The organism is Neobacillus piezotolerans, assembly GCF_003362805.1.
Classification (GTDB): Bacteria; Bacillota; Bacilli; order Bacillales; family Cytobacillaceae; genus Bacillus_D; species Bacillus_D piezotolerans.
Window position 1 is genome coordinate 258,229 of record NZ_QNQT01000003.1, and the last position, 20,444, is coordinate 278,672.

Genomic DNA, 20,444 nt, shown 5'->3' on the forward strand with positions numbered 1-20,444 from the left:
GTAAAGTTCCGAATAATCCCATGGCCCACTCTTTGGGCGTTGTCCCCTTTTCCCAAAAGAACGGGCCCGACAGGCTTCAGCATAAATTTCCAAATCAGAAACAAAATACATATACGCCAATGAAAGGTTTTGGTTTGGATGAGAAATTTTTTAACGGAGCTATCGGAAAGGTTTCAAGAGAATCGGGATTTTTTCAAGGAACCTTTTATGCTGGGGAACAACAAGGTTTATCTTATTGGCCTTAATTCCATCGTCGATCTTTTGAAAACAAAAGAGGCGATAGTGGAGTTTGGCGAAAATAGTGTACTGGAGTTTACAAAAACCAAGGACTATGAAGCTGCTGCAACTAAGGCGGCTTTGGAAATTCTTGAAGGAAAACTGATCATTTGCTCGGCAGATAATAAGGGTTTTACTTCGTTTAAAGCTGTGCGAAAACAACTAGTACGTTCTGTATCCAATCCGGTAACCGAAAATACAGTGATGGGCTCGCAAGATGCATTTATTGAGGATATGCGGACCAATCTTGGCATCATCCGAGAAAAGCTTGTTGCCGGGGACCTTGTTATCCGGGGCTTTACCTTTGGCAAAACACAGGTAAAAAGAGTTTCTGTCCTCTATCGGAAGGAAACGGCGGATCCGAAACTGGTTGGGAAAATCATTGCCAGTTTAGAGAAAAGCAAGGACAAGGACATTAATTTTGTCCAGGATCTTAATAAAGTCTTGGACGTAGGCAAATTCAATTTGTTGTCCCATTATCATATTGTCGAGATGCCAACGGAGACGGTAAGCTCCCTTAATAACGGAAGGGTGGCCCTCTTTATGGAAGGGTTTCCCTTTGCGGTAATCATCCCTCATTTATTCATTGATATGTTTGCTCATATCAATGATTTAAACCATTCGTTCATCACGATGAATGTCGTTCGACTGATCCGTATTGCCGGTGCCCTTACCACTCTGACGCTGCCGGGATTATATGTGGCATTGGTATCCGTGAATCCGGAAGCACTGAAGATTGAACTCGCCCTTTCCATTGCAAAGAGCAGGATAGGTGTGCCTTATCCCGCTTTCGTCGAGATCTTTATCATGCTTCTGATTCTTGAGTTGATCCAAGAAGCAATCATCCGCCTTCCGAAGACAATCGGTCCGACCATCACCATGGTAGGAGGGATTATCATTGGCCAGGCAATCGTCCAGGCAAGGCTTGTCAGCAATATCCTTATCATAATTATTTCGGCAACCGTCATCGCAAACTCGACCGTGACAGGTGCCCAGAACATGTATACACTGCGGGTTTTAAAATACGTCGTCATGCTTATTGCCGCAGTTTACGGAATCCTGGGCATCATGATGGCCCTGGTCTTTATTTGCGGCTATCTCTCAAGCAAGTCGACATTTGGAATCCCATATGTATCAGGCATTAAAGGCGGAGCGAAAAATGGATAAGACCCTTCAGGTTACACTGGCCTATCTTATAACAAATTTGGCTCTCATTTTTTTCGTCTACCCTGAAAAAATTATCGGTTCTACGAATGAAGGGCACTGGCTGCCGATTTTGATAGGGGTGCTGTTCCACTACCTGGTTCTCGCGCTGTATTTAATCGGGCTTTCCTATTTCCCGAATCAGGATGTGACCAGGATTTTTTTAGGAAGCAGCAAGTTGGTGGCTCTGATCATCCTCCCCCCTGCCGCCATATATTTCATTGGATCGACGCTGATCCTTCTAAGGGCGTATTCTGAAATCGCAACAATTGTCTTTTTAGGGACCACCCCAGTATGGGCCATCATTCTTTTGCTGACGCTCATCCCTTTGTTTCTTGCCTATAACGGGATTGAAACCATCCTAAGGACAACTTCCCTGCTTTCAATTATCTTTCTGCCGCTCATACTGGTCATGTTTGCCCTTTCCTTTAAGGACAGCAATGTTTACTATGCATTCCCATTACAAGGCATGGACTGGGGATTTCTAAAATCGGCTTCTTTTTACTCAAGTACCTTTGCCTATATCATAGGGTTTATCTTTCTCGGTTTTCTTCCGCCTTCGGTCCAATTCCAAAAAAAGAGGCTGTTTTTTTCAGCTTTATTGCTCATACCTTTTTTCATCTTATCCGTTTATATTCCGCTCATGGGATTTGGACAGGAAACGAGCCGGAAACTCATGTACCCTTATATCTCTAAACTCGATTCCATCCAGGTGGATTGGCTTGTATTCGATAGGGTCACGGTTTTTTTTCTGTTATTCCTTTACACATTCGTCGTCATTTTAATTTCGCTAATAGCTTGGAGTACTATACAGGTCGCACATATTTATGTGAAACGGATCAGGCAAAATCATCTTTGGACGTATATTGGTTTTTCAGCAGCCCTTTTCTTCGGGGCTATGGCCATTCCCAACTGGGATGCGGTTGATCGACTGCTGTTATCGAAAGCCCCGTTAAGGTTTTATGTAGGGATAAGCATTCCGATTGCCCTCATTTTGCTTGGAAGGAGGAAGAAAAGACTGGATGAAAAAATGTAGGATATTTTTTCATGGATTGATTAGTATCGCCATGATCATTTCCTTGGCGGGTTGCTGGCAAATTAAAGACATCAACCATCGATCACTGCCGGTCATTATGGGGATTTCGAAAGAAGGGGACCACTTTAGAGTCATGCTGGAAATCCCCATCCCGACCCAAGGCATGAGGAAACAAGTCACCATAAAAGGACGCGGAAAAACCATTTCAAAAGCACTCGAGGATATTCGGAATAATACGGAAGCCAGCCTCGACCTTCTTCACCTGAGGGTACTTGTTTTCGATAAAAGGATGGTAAAGGAAGGAATAAGGGAACCGATTTCGACCTTTTTACGGAACAGGGATGTTTCAAACAAAACATTGGTTGTGTATTGCGATGAAGATATGGATGCTTTTTTTGAATCACTTAATCGAAATATTAAAGAAAAAGGAACAGCCTTATATGACTTTTTCGAAAAGTATGCGGGTTGGACCCCCAAGCTTCCGCTAACACGGTTATCCGATGTCTATCGGAGCCTCCAAAGTTATACCGAGGATATTCTTTTGCCAAAAGTCAGGAGCGGAGAGAGCTCAACACTTGAATACAAGGGCGCGGCACTGCTTAAAAATGGGAAATTGGTCACAACACTAAACCCGAAGGAAACCTTCCTGGTGAATGCCATCCACCGGCAAAGCGTCTCCGGAAACATCGAAGTCATGAACCATGCAAACGTCATGATTGTCAGCAATAAGGTCTACACCAAGGCCCGGATGAAGAATGGAATTCCGTATCTGAACGTTACGATCAAATATAAAATTGTTGTTCAGGAAGTCAAAGATAAACCCTCAAAAACTTTTATAAATAAGGAACTTGAAGATGTATTGACAGCGCGGTTCTACAAACTGACCAAGAAATCGCAGGCAAAGCAGGTTGATCCGTTAGGGCTTGGCAACTTTTTCAGGAGCAAACTATCGTACGACGAATTAAAGCGGTGGAAAAGCCACTACTACTCTTTGCTAAAGGTTAACTATGAAATCAAGAGCGAAATTCAGAACATCGGGAATCTCAAGACTACGTCGGAATAAGGAGGATTTGATTTGATTTGCTTGGGGGCTGTCTGGCGGGATTTGTGGGAGTTGAGTTGAGCGGGGTATATTTATGGAGTCGTTTTTGCGAAAGCTTGGACAAAGGCAAGTTCCTACCGGGGCCAAGGTTTTGCGTGGCGGGAGGGTATTTGCTAGTTATGTAGGTTGAAATAAATTTTCACACAATTGGTTTGGAAAGTTAGTTGATTGGAGCGGAGGGCACCTACTCCTCGAAAATCCTCAATTATGCTAACGCATAATTTCGTGCGAGGTAAGTTCAATGAAGCCTTCCTTTGTGCTATCGCATCTCCTTCGTGGAAAGCTTATTCAGGGAAGCTGTTTGTCCTGCGGGATGCAGAGGCGAGGTGGAGACCCCACAGGCGCTAGCGCCGAGGAAGCTCCTAACTGCTCCTGCGCCAAAGAATATTCGAAGCTGTTTTCTTCAGCTCGTCGAAAAGCCCTTGATGTTTTTCGAGAAGTTTTATTCATGGTGTAAATTCTATGCAGTTGCTTTGACGCCCCGTGGAAAGCGTGTGCAAGGAGCGGAAATCAACCACAATGTTCCTGAAGAATATACAATTTTTTAATCCAACCAATATAGGTTTTTCCTTTGAGTAAGTATTGGTCGATGGGCATTGTCACTCAGCGGGATTTGAGTGACACCTATTCCGGATTTTGCCGTACAATGTCACTCAACGGAATTTGAGAGACTTCCTTTCCGGATTTTGCCCGTACAATGTCACTTAACAGGATTTGAGTGACACCTATTCCGGAATACGCCCAATCTTTGTCACTCTAAGTGTATATCTATGGGACCACACATCAAAATAATGGAAATAAGCAATAGGACGGTTCTGCCGCTTCATTCGAACCCCGAATGAAACACTGGAACCGTCCCCACCTTCAGGTACTAAATCTAAATAACCCCTTGTATCCGCAAAATAATTTCTGCAATAATCGCAGATCCAAGATAGCTGCCTATTAGGACACACATGCCGATGATGATTGTTTTCCAGCCGAGCTTTGCGAAGTCTGTCCAAGAGCGGCCAATGGAGATGCCTGCATAGGCAAGAATTGGTGTAGCGATGGCTAACAGATTTACTTGTGCCGTCCACTCCACAATCTTTTCTTGAAACGGCATGCCTGGAATGGTGATAATAAATCCGAGAATTCCGATGTAGGCAACGCTCGGAATCTTTTTAAACGGCAGGGCTTTATGAATAATCAATCCTATCAAACCGAGTCCTACTAATACAAGCAGTCCCGGAAGTGCGGCAAGCGGCATAACCTCATAACCAATCCAGTTCCCTACAAGAACTAATAATGAAACAATGATGAATAATACGACCCATTCTTGTATGCTTTTTAACATTGGATATTATGCCCCCTTAGTGTTCGCTTCAACTTCTTTTTTGCTTTTCATTCTCGATAGAACATTATACAGTTTTTCAGTTAACGGCAAACCGATTAAAATACTCGCGTATAATCCAGTAACTGATGTTAAAAGGTTGCTTGCTCCGGAAAAGGCAGCAATTTCGTCCGCCATTTCCGGATAAGCTGCTACTAGCGGCCCAAGTGAAGCAGCAGCCATACTGCCGCTTCCTATACCGGATGCCATCCCAAATGAGTAGGGATGAAGAGGCGTGGCTGTCGCTAAAAACCCTGAAATGAGCCCTAAGAAGATCGATCCAAAGACTGTACCGAAAATATAAATGGCCATTACCCCGCGTCCCTCTGGAGAAGAAAGACCGTATTTATCCGTGATAAGCGCCAGGTTGGGTTCACGGCCAATTGAATGTGTCATCCCAATACTTTCTCTCTTTAAACCTAGTAAAACGGCTATCGGTAAAGCGAGTATAATTGTACCCAGGTTTCCAATCTCCTGGAGAATGAGTGCCGGACCTGCTTCTATTAGCAAGGGTAGAGCAGGGCCTGCTTGAACCCCGAATTTTGCGATTAATAGAGTTAGGGTAATAAACACGAGATTTTCAGCATTCTCGGACTGTTTTTTGCTAACAGCCGGCGTAAAATAGACGGCAATTCCGATGATGACGGCATACAGCATCGGCAACAATAAAATAACCCCTGCTCCAACTGGAATTTTATGTGTGCCAATAAGTTCAGCAATAACGACAATGGCGAGTACGGTAAGATGCAAGCGCCAATCCTTCCATAGATTCGCAGCATTTTCACTCATGTTCCCTTCCCCCTTTTCAAATTTTTATTACAAAACAAATCAGCCTACCGCCTCTTTTGCGTGAATTTTCATATATTCCAACGTTGCTTTTCCAAGTATTTTAGCTGCAATTAACAGTGAACGCTCATCAATATCGAATTTAGGGTGATGATGTGGGTATGAGTCCTTCCACTCCGGGTTCTCTGCTCCTGTAAAAAAGAAAGTACCTTTTACATGCTGAAGGTAGTAAGCATAATCCTCCCCGCCCATGACTGGTTCCGTTTCGGCAACCTTCTCCACACCGGGAACATTTTCTGCCAGCTTTGCAACAAATTCTGTTTCTTCCATATGATTGATCAGGGTTGGGTAGCCGCGCGTATACGTAAACTCATAGTCGGCACCATTCACTTCACAAGTTCCGCGAACAACTCTTTCCATTTCTTTTTCAATAAAAGTGCGCGTCTCTTCTTTAAAAGTCCGAACCGTACCGATCATTTCGGCAGTATCCGCAATGACATTGTACGGATTTTTAGCTTCGAATGAAGTTACCGATACAACCGCAGAATCCAAAGGGTCTATCTTCCGGCTAACAATTTGCTGGAGATTGTTAATGAGCTGGCCTCCGACTACGATGCTATCAATCGTTTGATGCGGATAGGCGCCATGGCCTCCCCGCCCTTGGATTTTAATATCAAACCGGTCGGGAGCAGCTTGAATAGCGCCCACCCGATAGCCGATTTCACCAAGAGGCATCTGTGCCTGTAAATGCGTACCGAAAATCACATCGACCCCATCCAGGCAGCCATCTTCAATCATCGAAATCGCACCGCCTGGAGGCAATTCCTCCGCATGCTGATGGATAAAGACAACCGTACCGTCCAACTCTGACTTCATCCCATTCAAAACCTTAGCCAGGCCGAGTAATGTGGCAGTATGGCCGTCATGGCCGCAAGCATGCATCACCCCGGCATTTTTCGATTTAAATGGCAAATCTGTTTGTTCAACAATCGGAAGTGCATCAAAATCTGCCCGCAATGCTACAGTTGGTCCCGGACGGTCTCCCTTTAAATAGGCAACAACCCCATTGCCACCTACACCTGTCCGGACTTCGTGACCTAGTCCGCGATGGTAATCGGCAATGTATTCGGCTGTTTTTACTTCCTCGAAAGATAACTCCGGATATTCATGCAAATATCTGCGAATGCAAACTAGTTCATCATATATTTCATCCAGCTTTTCAAAAAAATCCTTCATACAAGATTCCTCCCGGTTATTCCATCATCTCTTTCAAAACACTATAAACCGCCGATGAGTCCTCCTGGCCCTTTCCTTTGTTCCTTCCCAAATGGAACAGCTGATGCGTCATATCACTGACAAAAGTGGGAATGTTCGAATCCTCTGCCAATTGTCGATACAAGTGGATATCCTTCGCCATATTTGCAAGTGAGAATTTTACTTGATTAAACGATTCGCCCAATATATTGACGCCAAATACATCCATCGCCCGCGTCTGCCCCGATCCTTTTTGGAGGATACCGGCAAGCTTTTCCTTTGTAACCCCCGACCTTTCCCCAGTTAAAAAGGCTTCACTTAATAAAGCAATGACACCTGCCACCACCATATTGTGGCATAGCTTAACGGTTTGTCCCGCTCCGCTCTTCCCAACATATTCGATATGCCTTCCGACTGATTGCAAAACCGGCAAAATCCCGGGATAATCCTCTTCATTCCCGCCAACCATAATCGTTAATGTCCCATTCGCAGCTCCTTCTGGGCCTCCGCTCAGAGGACAGTCGAAAAACAAAACACCCATCCCAGCAGCAATCCTATGGAGTTCGCTTGTCAGTTTTACGTCATTCGTACTCATGTCCAAAATGAACGATCCTTTTTTCATTTTAAAAAGAACGCCTTTTTGGTCATGCAAAAGAGTATCGCGAATGACCTCGGGTGAGGCAAGGGATAAAATTAAATAGTCAACCTCGCTTGCCATTTCGTCAGGACTTGTACAGGAAATCGCTCCAAGACTGGTTAATTCCTTTACGGCATCCGGATTAATATCATAGACTAACACCTGGTAGTGATGCTTAAGTAAGTTTTTAGCGATTCCTTTTCCCATCAGTCCGCATCCAATTACACCAACCTTGGCCATACTCCCACTCCCTCCTCATTAAATTTTTTACGCTTTAATATAAACGGTCTTATATTCTGTCCAAAATTCGAGGGCTGTCGAGCCTTGTTCTCTTGGACCGAGGCTCGATGCTTTTTTGCCGCCGAACGGGTATTGGTTTTCAAAATAATTCGATGGGATATTCACGTGTGTGACGCCTGTTTGAATGTGCTTCACAAAATGCATCGCCTTCTCCAGGTCTTTTGTATAAATGGTAGACGACAGGCCAAATTCGCTGTCATTTGCTACTTCCAAAGCTTCCTCATAGGAATCGACTTCAATAACCGCGATGACGGGCGCGAAGATTTCCTCTTTGAAAATTGTCATCTCAGTCGTGACGCCGCTGAAGACAGTCGGAGCGACAAAATAGCCTTTGTCCCTGCCTTTATCGGTCAGCCGCTTTCCGCCGCATTCAAGGACGGCTCCCTCTTCCACCGCGAGATCGATATGTTTTAAATAAAGGTTCATTTGGCTTTCATCAATAACCGGGCCGTTGTCCGCCTTTTGATCAAAGCCGTCGGCAATATGTAAAGCATTCGCAGCGTCAACCAATCTACTAATAACCTCTTTTGAAATGCTTTTTGGCACAATCAACCGGCTCGTTCCGGTACAGCGCTGCCCATTATCAAAAAATCCACTGATGACAACATTCCGGATTGTTTCATCGAGATTCGCATCCTCAAGGATGATCGAGGCGTTCTTTCCGCCCATTTCAGCCTGCATTTTTCCGCCGCGGACTGTTACCGCTCTTCCTAGCGCAAGGCCGACTTCTGTTGAACCAGTAAACGAAACGGCTTTTATTTTCGGATGATCGCCGATCGCACCGCCAATCACGCCGCCAGGGCCCGTCACCATATTCACAATCCCCTTTGGAACACCCGCTTTTTCAAAAAGCTCGATGATTTTCACACTAATCAACGATGTGTTGCTCGCGGGCTTAAAAATCACCGTATTCCCGGCAACGATGGCAGGGGCTATCTTCCATATTCCAATACCAAGCGGAAAGTTATAAGGAGCAATGACCCCAACGACGCCTAGTGGTTCCCTGACAGTGTATCCAAAAATGTCAGCATTCTTGGAGGGGACGGTTTCCCCTTTTAAACGTGTTGCCTCACCACTAAATTGCTTCATCGCATCAATCGTGATGTTTACTTCCGCTAAAGAGTTTTTATACGTCTTCCCGACTTCCTTTGTAATAATCGCTGCCAATTCCTCTTTTTGCTCTTCCAGCAAGTAAATCAATGTGAACAATACGTCCCCCCGCTCCGGGACAGCAACCTGTGACCATGTCTTAAAAGCCTGTTCCGCGACTGTAATCGCGTCCTCTACATCACGTTGATCGGACTTTTGGAAAATCCCCAGCACTTCTTCCGTATTGGCCGGGTTGACACTCGCATATACCTCTCCGGATTGAGCGGGCACCCATTCGCCATTGATGTAGTTAAAGTACGTTTGAGCCATTTCTTCCTCACCTCATCTCTTGATTAAAATTTATTATAATATTCTAAATAATAAATAAAAATGTGGCAACCCATAAAGTTTTCACTCAAACATTATGGTTTGCCACATATAATTGGGTTGCAATCATGAGATCAACCCATTCTTTTTCATTGTTCAGGCTTAACTGAAGCACGTCTTCAATCTTTTTCAACCGGTAATACAACGTGTTTCCATGGATATGCATTTCAGCTGCAGTGGTCTTATGGTTTTTATTGTTTCGGATAAAACATAGCAATGTTTTTAATAAAACCGGGTCAGACTGCAGCAATTTTCCAATTTTGTCTTGAATGTACATGTTGATGGTTTGCGGTTCAATTTCATGGAAAAGCCGCTCCATGCCTAACTTTGAATATTCGACTACATTTGATGTCTTAGATGTTTTTGCATAGCTGATTGACCGGAGCGCTTCTTGATACGACGTGGCCAATTGCGGGATCGCTGTTTGCCTGCCAATCCCGATTAAAATGTTCCGCCCGTTTAAGACCCAGTCCACTTCTTTTATAACTTTTTGCAAAATGTCCTCTGTCACGCCGCCGGGAAGCAAAAGGATAAGCTGGAACGTATGCGTGACCACAAAACTATTTTTACAAATACTATCAAGCATTTTCTCAAGCGAAAGGAAAATCCTTTGCTTTTCCTTCAGTTTATTATTTTCCCATAAAGGCTTGTCCGCACCTTCGACAATCACACACTGGATGTCATTCGTCCGTTCCCATTTCAGAAAATGCAGGAGACGATTAACGTCATAATGCTTCTGCTCATTAATTAATTGGTTAAAAACCTCATTGCGAAAATGCAGCTCCTGTTCGATTAAGGCGCTATCCTTTGTGATTTCAAGCGCCATTGCCAGGCTTGCATGCTCAATAATCATTTGTTCATTCTCGGGAAATTCAGCAAAATGCTTTTCCAATTCAAGGACACCTAAAATCTCATGACCGCGGACGATTGGAAAATACCTTTCTCTTTTCTCATAAATAGTTGTTTCGTGATAAACAACCGTAGATAGAATCAAATCCTCCAGTAAAGAAAGAATGGATTCAATTCCATTCCCTTCGATAATAACCTGGTAGAATTTTTTATGGATTGAGATAGAATCCATAAGCAGTTTATGTTGCATTAGCAAATCGTTATAAACCCTTGAATGTTCAATCGCAATCGCACTTTGATCCGCGATAATTTTAATCACTTCCATATCCTCCATGGAAAAAAGCCCATCATGATTAAAATTATCAACGACCAGCACCCCAAAACAGCAATCCTTGTAAATGATCGGGACACAGAAAGCACTTTTGACTTTCCTGCCATATACCCCTTTCAAGTAAGCATGATAGTTATCAGATGACATGGTACTCATCGAATCATCGATTTCCAGCTCTGATTTAAAAAGAATCGCCTGCTTTTCTGTAAATACACGCCCCGAAATCGATTCACCCGGGGAAAAAGCAATATCCCGCAATGCTTCTGCATCGACTCCTTTTCCTTCCACAAACTTAAGCTTCCGGGTCGACTCATCAAACAAATAAATAATAAAAGTGTCGGTAGTGCTCACCAATTCACTAGCCGCTGTAATTAAATTCTGAAGCACTTCCTTTAAATCCAACGATTGCGTGAGCAACTTGTTTATTTCCAATAGCTTCATTGCCTTATGTAAATCGAGAGAAAAGGCTTCGGTTTGCTGGAAGGTCATGGGGAAGCCTCCTTTCTTATATGAGGATACTGCGCACTTTGAAACAATCAGCGCGAATTGTCTTTGATGGGTACACTTTAGTAACAGGTTCAACAAGAAGCGTGAGAATCCTTCCTGAATTCATGAACTCTTTCCAACCCAAGGCACCATTTTTGAAATTTCACCTTAATTTTTTTGTTAAAATTGGCCCATACCACAAAGAGCCCTTGCAGCAGGCAGACATCAAATACACCCTATTCGCCGTTCCCCCGGACAAAAGCAAGCCAATAAGAAAACGCCCAGTTACAACAGGATTTTTGCGACACCTGCTGGGCTTTGGGGCAAATCTTTGTCGCTCAACGGTCTAACGGAATCGCCGCCATTCCCCGGACTCCCCAAAAACCTGCACCCATCTATTTTGCCAGCAAGCCCGCCTCACCGTTTTTCCCGGTAGGAATACATTAAAAAAAGGAGTCAGTAAAAGAACAAGAGGCGAAGCGTGTGAAACTTAAGGAACTTGCGGTTTTGTTTGCACTGGCGGCTTTGTTTGGGTCATCCTTCTTATTCGTGCGGATTGCCTCCCCGGTGATTGGGCCATTCCTTACCTCGCAGGGGCGGGTCACCTTTGCGGCTCTGGCTTTATTGGCGATCGCTCTTTTTTTCAAAAAACCAGTCCATCTCAGGAAGCGATGGAAACAGTATTTCATCATCGGGGCATTGAATTCCGCAATCCCTTTTACGCTCGTTTCCCTGGCGGCTCTTCATTTGAATGCGTCTATATTAGCAATCATCAATGCCATGACTCCCTTTTTCACAGCAATCGCAGTCTGGGTCTGGATGAAGGAAAGACTTATTTTTTCTAAAGGCCTGGGGATTATACTTGGGTTAATTGGTGTTGTCATTACCGTGGGCTGGAGTCCAGTGGAGCCGAGCTTGGAGGTTCTTCTGGCGAGTTTGTGTTCACTTCTCTCGACTGTTTCCTATGCGTTCGGTGGTGTTTTTGCGAAAAAAACCTTTAATAACTGCTCTCCATTGTCGGTTGCCTTTGGCCAGCTGATGGGCGCCACACTGCTATTGATTCCGATAACCTTGGCCGGTTCCCAAGGGCAAACGATTAACATGACACCTGTCGTCTTATACTCTGTTCTTGGTGTCGCTGTTTTCTCAACAGCCTTTGGGTATCTCCTTTATTACTTTTTGATTGAGCATGTCGGCCCAACGAAAACTGTAACAGTGACATTTTTAATCCCGCCATTTGGCATGGTATGGGGAGCCATTGTCCTGCATGAACAGATTACCGACGGAATGATCGCCGGCCTGTTCATTATATTGGGAAGCCTCGCCCTCATAACACGGAAATAACCTTAATTACTTCCCGCAAACAACCGACCCAACTAAAAAAAGACAGTCTCCGCACGATTGTAGTAAAGTAGACACTAAGAGAAAGGGGAGGTTTCCATGATAAAAAAATTCACGCTGCAAACGAATCACCGTGACGAAATGGTTGAGGTAACCGAACTTATTCAGAACTTCGTGTCTGCCCATGGCTTGGAGGAAGGCTCGGTCATCGTCTATTGCCCTCACACGACAGCCGGCATAACCATTAATGAAAATGCAGATCCCGACGTAAAGCGCGACATGATCCGCCGCTTTGATGAAGTCTTTCCGTGGCATCATAAAGCAGACAGGCATGCGGAAGGAAATACTGCTGCACATATGAAAGCTAGCACGGTAGGGCCCTCCCAGCATGTAATCGTCAATGACGGCCAGTTGTTGCTCGGGACGTGGCAGGGTATCTATTTCTGCGAATTCGACGGGCCCAGGAACCGCCATTTTTTCGTAAAAATCCTATAAAGCAGTGAAGTCCGGACCGAGTTGCCGCTTCAAACTTTCGCCACTGTAACTCGTGAGGTACGTCCCCGCTCCAAAACTCAAAACTGCCGTCCGGGCCTTCCCGGGCGGCTTCTATTAAAATCCAGCTCGTTCATGCAGGCTTAATCCTACAAAACTGGTTTTGACTGGAATACCTCTTGGCCTAATCCGGTTCTTTTTCAAGAAGTTTTCATTACCCCTAATGCTTTATGGCCCCAAAGCACTCTTTCCACAAGCTCTGATTGATTCTTATCGCACTCGATAATCAAAACAACTTCGGTCTGAGTCCTGTTTCTGAACCATTTTCTCCTTAAAAAGATAAAGGAAAGAACTAAACCAAGAATCGCCCCAAACACAAGCCCGATGAGCGCCCAAATGATCGGTCCCCAACTCCAAATAAACCCGTAAATACTGCCAAGCAGCATAAAGACGCAGCCCAAAATGAACGCCAATTCATATTTACTTGAGGCTTCGGTATGTGTATTCTTAAGTTCAGGAAAGTCAGGCGAATTTTCACCCAAAGGTGCAACAAAAATATTTTCCTTTGAAATACCGTTTTGCTCGAGGTCGCTAAGTGCCAGCTCCAAAAAAGCGCTATGCTGAAATGCTGAAATAAAATGCATGGAGTTAGTCCCTCTCCTTTTACTCGGCATGATAAATTCCTTTGGCTGGAAGTTCTTCTTTAAATACCTGGATTGTTCACTCTTAAATAAAGAATTGGTGAATAATATGTCGGTATACGCACTGCTTACAGAGGTTAAAAGGATTGACGGGAAATTTAAAAACCACTGAGGATTAATTGCCTTGCCCGCAAGCTCCATTTCGCCTTCAAATGTCAAAAGAACAGCAGGCAATACATTTGATTGATAAACAGTCAAAACAAAACATATCGTTACAAAAAATCCTGTCGGAAGCCTATTCGCGTAAACCGCGCCCAAACCGGGGGTCATAAGGGTCCAAAACACCCCACTCCAAGGTTTTCGATAATCCAGATAATTTACTTCCAATGCCCCAATTCTAAACGGCATAATCGGAGAATCATAGCGATCGGCCAAGCGCGAGAATTTATTCAAATCGATGGCGGTAACATAACTGTCCCACATCGCAAAAACGTAAATGCCCATATAAAGGAAAAACCAACGAGTGTCGAGGACCTCCGCCGCCAATTGGAAATTCCCCAACATAGAGTAAAAAATCGCTTCATTAATATGTGCCTTAACATTTATAAAAAACTCCCAAGCCATTAGGAGTGCCCCGGAAAAATATTTGCATAAAGCCATATGCCCAGCTCCGGGAAACGCAGCCGACCACCAAATGATCTGTAATGGATTCCGCTCATAAATATAGTTGAAAATGTATGGCGATGTGTGGGCTCTAGGACGACGTATATCATTCGAAAATAGGCTATTCAACTCCACACCCCATCAGTTATCATCATAACCTTACTATCTCCTATTTCAGTTAAATTATCCCAGCCCCTTTTCGGGAAAATTGGCCCATACACACGGCCTCTCTACCGACATCCGGGCAGCATTTCGGCGTCCACCTGCACGCCTCTACCGGACAAAAAACAAACCAAATTAAAAACGCCCCGGCAAAACCGCAACAGCGGCAATTTCGTGGGCGTTTGTTTTTATAAATTATAGTACTTTTTCCAATCCCTCATGAATTGATCCTCACTTACCCCAAAAGTCGATTGCATGGCCGGATTCATCTCTTTGGACTTCAATTCCTGCATGAAATTCAAAAGCTTCTGATGGCCATAAGTCTTTTCCACGTAATGGATAAGAGATTCATAGATTCCATAATGTCTATGGTTATCGCCTGGAATCAAATCCAACGATCCCACCATAGACGCCCCTTCCTTAAGTGCTTCGCTTATCCTGTATTTAAAATCATTATTAAGTGGCGGCATATGTTCTTTTGGAATCTCATATTTTGAGTAATCAATCAGGTCTCGGCTAACATAAGTCGCCATGCCCTCAGATAACCATCGTATCTTTGCACCTGGGCTGACACTATAGGCCAATCGAATGGATGCATCATCAAAAGCATGTGCCATTTCATGGGCATAAATGACAGGAACTGATTCATCAATTGGCCCATACGAATTAGGGTAAGCCAAGGAACCGTAAACCATAACCGTTTTGGTCTGGCTTTGGTATTCACCAGCGCCATTTCTAATCATGCTGATTGGCTCATTGTATGCAATAAATGCCGAGATGTTTGATGTATTGCTGAATCCATAGTAAGAAGCGACATCTTTTAGGAGATCATCCGAAATATCGACGAGGTAAGAGTATCTTGTGTAGGATTGTTCTGTGAAATATAACGTGGCATATTTCGTTTTAAATTCATACCACTTCATTTGGCCGCCGCTGTCCGACATATTCTTCGTGTCATAGTCGGTGTAAACCACTTTTGCATTTTTCATCTCAGTTTTTTTAAGTTCATCCTGAAGCTGTTTGATCAAGTCTTTTTGATTATCTATGGTTGTGCTGGCTTTTTCTAGTTCTGTTTGTTGGCCATCGATTTGAACTTTTAATGATTTTATCTCTTTGTCCTTTTTGCCAAGCTGCGACTTCTGGCTTGAAACTATTTTGTCTTTTGCAGAAATGCTTGATTTTAAACCTGCGATTTCTTTATCCTTTGCTTTTACCTTGTCTGACAGGCTCTTCACTTGGCCTGTTAAAGAATGAACCTGTTTGGTCAGCTGCGCCACCTTTGCCTCCAGCTGCGCCTTGGTCAGTTTCGATGCCCCTAAAACCGGAGTGGAAATCGAAATTACTAGCAAACAAGCTAGGCAGAAAATGATTAATTTGCTTTTTTTACTCCCCATTATGGCTCTCGTCCCCCTTTTTACCACAATATAACACAGTTGGTATGGAACTAGGAATATAAGGGAGGTAAAAATTGTATAAAAATATCACTTCAATCCTTCCCACTAACACTCTTGGACTGCCCAAAATCCTCTTCCAATATTTTCTAGACCAAATTATCCACTTATGTTATCTTAATAATCAGAAAAGTAGTGTTAATGGAGGATAATATGAAGCAAAAATACTTAGCCTTAATCTTGATTTTCGTACTGCTCTTTACACTCGCTATGCCTTTACCAACCAGCATGGCCAAAGGCCCAACAATCGGGGAACTGCAAAAGAAAATAACTGCTTTAACAAAACAGGTAAAAGATTTAACAGGTAAATTAAGCGCGAAAACAAAAGAAGCGAAGGATGTATCAACCAAACTTGCCACCAAAACAAAAGAAGCAAAGGATTTATCTGCTAAACTTACCGCCAAAACGAAAGAAACAGAAAAATTGAAAACCGAAAAGTCCAATTTGAGCAAACAATTGAACAATAAAGATGCACTCATTGACAGCAAGGATAGGATTATTGATGAAAAGGAAGCGGAATTAGAAAAATTAAAAGGGCAACTCGAGGAACAGGAAAAGGCTAACAAACTAAAAACAGCTTCAATCGTTTATACGAACGAAACATTGCAACCCGGTACAAATATTAAATGGTACAAATTCAATACAAACCGAACGTCCATTTATATGACGTTGCCGGCTTTCGAACAGTATTCCTATATCCTGGATTCTACTGACCTGCTGGTTGCCGATATTTCAAAATACTTCAATACTGAAATCAAATCCAAATTTGAAATTTATGTATGGATGGATGAAAATGTTACCGGCACGACTGGGTCAGAGTATAAAAATATTTCCGATCGAGTACTAATTAGGGGTTCGAAGTTTTTCCCAGTAAATCACTCCAATAAAATCCCGTTCGTAAATTGTCTCGCACATGAAATTGCCCATGCGGTTCAGGATTTAGGTGTAAGCATAATTGATCGCAATGGAAAGCCTGGGGTGTTTTGGGTAACGGAAGGTACTGGAATGTATATCCAAGACCACTACATTGACTATACAAAGTATAATTTTCCTGAAGACCACATCATTATTGATACGCCAGATAAAGCTAAATACACGAAATGGATTAATGACCGGTCGTTTTTGGTTGATAAAGTAGATGTGTCCACTATGTCAAAATTGCCAAAGGACCTAGAACTTCATTCGGATTACAGCATCTATGCCTCGATTATTTATTTTATTGAGAATCAATATGGCCATGGTAAACTACTCGATTTTATAGAATACCATAAAACACTAACCACTCCAGATTCAGTTTCAAAGGCCTTTGGCGTCACAGAAGAACAATTAGTTCAAGATTGGAAAAAATACTTTTCTTTATAGGCTGGGTTATCCCAGTCTATTTCTCTTTGGAGAACTATCAGGATTAGGATTTCGAAATTAAAATTACGATTGTCATTTTATTGGTTTATGATGGTTATTTCAGTGCTTTATGACGGTGATTTGGAGATTATGCCTATGATTTCACCGCTTTATGACGGTGATTTCACTGGTTACATAAGCCCAATTTTGCGGGGCGGGGAGGCCGACGTGCCAGTAAGTTGTCCCTGCTAGATTAAATCGGTCTATTAATTCATATTTTTTGATAAAGCTTCGGATGTCCTCGAACCACACGATATGCTCTTCCGCCCCTTTCCAATACCGATACCATGGCGATTGGGCGGTGGAATCAAATTGGATCAATGCGCCTACTGAGATTGCCTGGTTTTGCGCGGCCAGGGCGGACAATCCCTTGGCTGTGTTTGTCGTGACCACCTTGTCATAGCCATAGAGCGGCATCGCCATCATCAATTTCCGCGGATTCACCAATCGAATTGCATAATTCATTACCTGCTCAATCCAATTAATTGGAGAAACCGGATCAGGCGGGCCGCCGGGATAGCCATAATCAATCGTCATCACCGCCATCATGTCGGCAATGCTTCCAATAGCGGCATAGTCATACGCCCCGACAATCCGATTCGTGGGCAAATCCGCAGTCTTCGCGTGGACATTCACATGCAGCAGAAGATTCCCCAATCGCCGCTTTAAATCGCGCAGGAACAAGGAAAAATCATTCCGCCTAGCTGGAGGAATAAACTCCAGATCAAGGCTCACTCCCCCAAACCCGCGGGTCACAGCCAAATTGGCGATGCTCGCCACCAAGTTTTCCCGTAAAGCAGGATTTTCAAGCACACTCCCCACTAGCTCAGCACTGAACCCGCTCGCTGTCATATTCCGGATCATCAACAACGGGACAATGTTTAGCTGATTGCACCTTGAGACAATAGTCGAGTCGTCCCGCTCGGCATACGTATAACCCTGCGCCGTAAAGGAGTAGTTGACAATCGCCGCATAAGTTAACTGATTTGCCAGGGAATTGATAACCACCAGGTCCGCCGATGTTCCAGACGGAACTAGGAATCCCAAAGTCTCCATCTCCAGCTTGATCGGGGAGGGGACGGTAAGAACCTGGCCAATTCGAAGCCGATGGATATCAAGGCCGGGATTCGCAGCAGCAATTTCTGGAATCGTCGTGCGGAAGCTCTGCGCGATTTTCCAAAGTACATCCCCCGCCTTAACCTGATAAACTCGGGAAGCGAGGCCAGCCTCCGGTATATAAAGGGCAAGCCCCGGAACAATCTCCGACGCGGATGCCAGACCATTCACGCCAACAATCGATTCAATCGAAACCCCATACCTCCCCGCAATCCGCCACATAGTATCGCCAGCCTTCACAACATAGACACTCATCCCCCCACCCCCTCATACCATCATATGAACGAACATCCAGCCATATGAAGCGAGGGAAGGGGCTGCAGATTAATTGCTTCATGTAATCTGAAACCAGAGTGATCACTAGGTACGTACCAAGCTTATTTTGACAACCATACCGGGTTATCGCCCCTCGGTTGTCAGAAATCCGCTCTCACTCTGACAACCTCACAGGATTTCCACCCTCGGTTGTCAGAAATCCGCTCTTATTCTGACAACCACTCAGGATTTCCACCCTCGGTTGTCAGAAATCCTCTCTTATTCTGACAACCATACAGAATTTTTGCACCTCGGTTGTCAGAAATCCCCTTTTATTCTGACAACCATACAGGATTTTCGCCCTCGGTTGTCAGAAATCCACTCTTATTCTGACAACCATACAGAATTTTTGCACCTCGGTTGTCAGAAATCCACTTTTATTCTGACAACCATACAGGATTTTCGCCCTCGGTTGTCAGTAATCCACTCTTATTCTAACAACCACACAGGATTTCCACCCTCGGTTGTCAGTAATCCACTCTTATTCTAACAACCACACAGGATTTCCACCCTCGGTTGTCAGTAATCCACTCTTATTCTAACAACCACACAGGATTTCCACCCTCGGTTGTCAGAAATCCACTCTTATTCTGACAACCCCACATAATTTTCAACCTCGGTTGTCAGAAATTCACTCTTATTCTGACAACCATACAGGATTTTCACCTGCGTTTGTCACAATAAGAGCCATAAATATTATTCGCCACAAAACTCCCCATTAAAATACACATCGTGTCCAGGTTCCTATTATACATAATAAGTATTCTTAGTTTTCCCCACTGCTTTAAAATGCCTTTGCAAAGCCCTTAAATAAGTGCGGCTGCTGAAGTTCACCTGGCACCAGTCCATAATGCTCTGGGTAGTCAATATTCGTTGAGGAAAGAGCAATTTAAATTCATTCGCGCTCCTTACAATGGCATTCTCAATCCTTTCCTGCCCACCGCAATTACCGCAAATCAAAAAATACTTGTTCAAAGTATTCATTTTACACAGGCACTTCTCACAAAATATCCCCTTCTTAATCCCCTCATACGTATACGCCGGCAACTTGGAATAGTTGCTGCCATCCTTATTGGATGTTAATAAAATATTAGCCAGTTTCTTATGGCCATCATGCAGTTTGGAAGGACGGCTGTCCATTTCGGCCATGAACCGGTTTACCTGGGTCGGGAGAATAATAGAATCGTCTTCGGGAGCATTGTATAAGGTGAATTCAGGATGGTTGAAGACCAGAGTGGATCGAACGAGGAAATTCAGCTTGTTCTCGCGGAGGTATTGATTGAAAAGATAATTGCTTCTTTTTAGCTGCTCGAAAGGATTCTTGCATTTATAGCCGTTCTGCCTCGTGTAAATCTCTCCATCTTTCCAAACATAATCGCCCTTGAAATACTTCACATCAATCGCGTCAATGATTCCCTCGGAAATAATAATCGAATCAATTTGGAAATCAGAGCGGTTCGCCTCAAGCAACATATCATTCAAAATATACCTTTCTTCCTTAAGCTTAGCGGATAGCTTGTCGAACGCCACCTCCCCCTCGAACCCCGCTTCCAGATTCGACAAGTAAAACTTTTCGCTCTCAGACAGTTCCATACGCGCATTCAAAGACCGCAGGCAACGCAGCACCGCAGACTCCGTTCGTTCCTTCAGGTTCATAAACTCAGCTTCCTTTCACATGTTCTAACCTTAATTTTACAGATTTCCGTTATTATAACCAGCAAACAAATATGAAAATTCGACTAACTTTTTTTGGGAAA

Annotated in this window: 17 protein-coding genes; 7 read left to right on the forward strand and 10 right to left on the reverse strand. The window is 43.8% G+C overall.

What is annotated here, in order from left to right; genetic code table 11:
* Window positions 1-138 precede the first annotated feature (138 nt).
* The 3 genes from DRW41_RS10255 to DRW41_RS10265 are packed head-to-tail and all read left to right on the forward strand — an operon-like array spanning window position 139 to window position 3,578.
* Complete coding sequence (locus DRW41_RS10255; protein WP_115451888.1) at window positions 139-1,443, forward strand: spore germination protein; 1,305 nt, start codon at window positions 139-141, stop codon at window positions 1,441-1,443.
* Window positions 1,436-2,515 carry a GerAB/ArcD/ProY family transporter gene (locus tag DRW41_RS10260; RefSeq protein WP_181884495.1) on the forward strand — a complete coding sequence of 360 codons (1,080 nt, stop codon included), beginning with the start codon at window positions 1,436-1,438 and terminating at the stop codon, window positions 2,513-2,515. The genes DRW41_RS10255 and DRW41_RS10260 overlap by 8 nt, the downstream gene beginning before the upstream one ends.
* On the forward strand, window positions 2,502-3,578 hold the full coding sequence (locus tag DRW41_RS10265; protein ID WP_115451890.1) for a Ger(x)C family spore germination protein: 1,077 nt from the start codon (window positions 2,502-2,504) through the stop codon (window positions 3,576-3,578). Before DRW41_RS10260 ends, DRW41_RS10265 begins: the two co-directional genes overlap by 14 nt.
* Before the next feature lie 916 nt (window positions 3,579-4,494).
* Here DRW41_RS10265 and DRW41_RS10275 read toward each other — a convergent pair.
* From DRW41_RS10275 to DRW41_RS10300, 6 genes are all read right to left on the reverse strand, one after another.
* The gene (locus tag DRW41_RS10275) at window positions 4,495-4,950 is read right to left on the reverse strand and encodes a hypothetical protein (protein ID WP_115451892.1); all 456 of its coding nucleotides are present in this window, start codon (window positions 4,948-4,950) and stop codon (window positions 4,495-4,497) included.
* Between the two features lie 6 nt (window positions 4,951-4,956).
* Window positions 4,957-5,775, reverse strand: coding sequence for a DUF3100 domain-containing protein (locus DRW41_RS10280; protein WP_115451893.1), 819 nt, complete (start codon window positions 5,773-5,775; stop codon window positions 4,957-4,959).
* 39 nt (window positions 5,776-5,814) lie between these two features.
* Window positions 5,815-7,008, reverse strand: a complete 1,194-nt coding sequence (locus DRW41_RS10285) for a M20 family metallopeptidase (RefSeq protein WP_115451894.1) — start codon at window positions 7,006-7,008, stop codon at window positions 5,815-5,817.
* A gap of 16 nt (window positions 7,009-7,024) precedes the next feature.
* Window positions 7,025-7,903 (reverse strand): NAD(P)-dependent oxidoreductase, encoded by an 879-nt coding sequence (locus DRW41_RS10290; protein WP_115451895.1) that lies wholly within the window; start codon window positions 7,901-7,903, stop codon window positions 7,025-7,027.
* Between the two features lie 27 nt (window positions 7,904-7,930).
* Window positions 7,931-9,382: an aldehyde dehydrogenase family protein gene (locus DRW41_RS10295; RefSeq protein WP_115451896.1), complete on the reverse strand. Its 1,452-nt coding sequence runs from the start codon at window positions 9,380-9,382 to the stop codon at window positions 7,931-7,933.
* A gap of 85 nt (window positions 9,383-9,467) precedes the next feature.
* Window positions 9,468-11,108 (reverse strand): helix-turn-helix domain-containing protein, encoded by a 1,641-nt coding sequence (locus tag DRW41_RS10300; RefSeq protein ID WP_115451897.1) that lies wholly within the window; start codon window positions 11,106-11,108, stop codon window positions 9,468-9,470.
* A 38-nt stretch (window positions 11,109-11,146) separates the two neighbouring features.
* Here DRW41_RS10300 and DRW41_RS22665 point away from each other — a divergent pair, with 38 nt between their 5' ends.
* From DRW41_RS22665 to DRW41_RS10310, 3 genes are all read left to right on the forward strand, one after another.
* A complete protein-coding gene (locus DRW41_RS22665; protein WP_142752218.1) occupies window positions 11,147-11,455 on the forward strand; it encodes a hypothetical protein in 309 nt (102 codons plus the stop codon).
* 133 nt (window positions 11,456-11,588) lie between these two features.
* Complete coding sequence (locus DRW41_RS10305; protein WP_115451898.1) at window positions 11,589-12,449, forward strand: DMT family transporter; 861 nt, start codon at window positions 11,589-11,591, stop codon at window positions 12,447-12,449.
* A 96-nt stretch (window positions 12,450-12,545) separates the two neighbouring features.
* The gene (locus tag DRW41_RS10310; protein WP_115451899.1) at window positions 12,546-12,941 is read left to right on the forward strand and encodes a secondary thiamine-phosphate synthase enzyme YjbQ; all 396 of its coding nucleotides are present in this window, start codon (window positions 12,546-12,548) and stop codon (window positions 12,939-12,941) included.
* Window positions 12,942-13,138: 197 nt separating this feature from the next.
* On the opposite strand, the gene DRW41_RS10315 is transcribed toward DRW41_RS10310, so the two are convergent.
* Entirely contained in the window at window positions 13,139-14,203 is a 1,065-nt protein-coding gene (locus DRW41_RS10315) for an SLC41A family transporter (RefSeq protein ID WP_181884496.1), read from the reverse strand.
* Between the two features lie 389 nt (window positions 14,204-14,592).
* A complete protein-coding gene (locus tag DRW41_RS10320) occupies window positions 14,593-15,798 on the reverse strand; it encodes a hypothetical protein (protein WP_115451901.1) in 1,206 nt (401 codons plus the stop codon).
* A gap of 210 nt (window positions 15,799-16,008) precedes the next feature.
* Between DRW41_RS10320 and DRW41_RS10325 the strand changes: the two genes are divergently transcribed.
* Window positions 16,009-17,217 (forward strand): hypothetical protein, encoded by a 1,209-nt coding sequence (locus DRW41_RS10325; RefSeq protein ID WP_115451902.1) that lies wholly within the window; start codon window positions 16,009-16,011, stop codon window positions 17,215-17,217.
* A 141-nt stretch (window positions 17,218-17,358) separates the two neighbouring features.
* Here DRW41_RS10325 and DRW41_RS10330 read toward each other — a convergent pair whose 3' ends face one another.
* Together DRW41_RS10330 and DRW41_RS10335 are read right to left on the reverse strand one after the other, a co-directional pair.
* Complete coding sequence (locus DRW41_RS10330) at window positions 17,359-18,627, reverse strand: LysM peptidoglycan-binding domain-containing protein (RefSeq protein ID WP_115451903.1); 1,269 nt, start codon at window positions 18,625-18,627, stop codon at window positions 17,359-17,361.
* 807 nt (window positions 18,628-19,434) lie between these two features.
* A complete protein-coding gene (locus DRW41_RS10335) occupies window positions 19,435-20,343 on the reverse strand; it encodes a nuclease-related domain-containing protein (RefSeq protein WP_115451904.1) in 909 nt (302 codons plus the stop codon).
* Window positions 20,344-20,444: the final 101 nt, after the last annotated feature.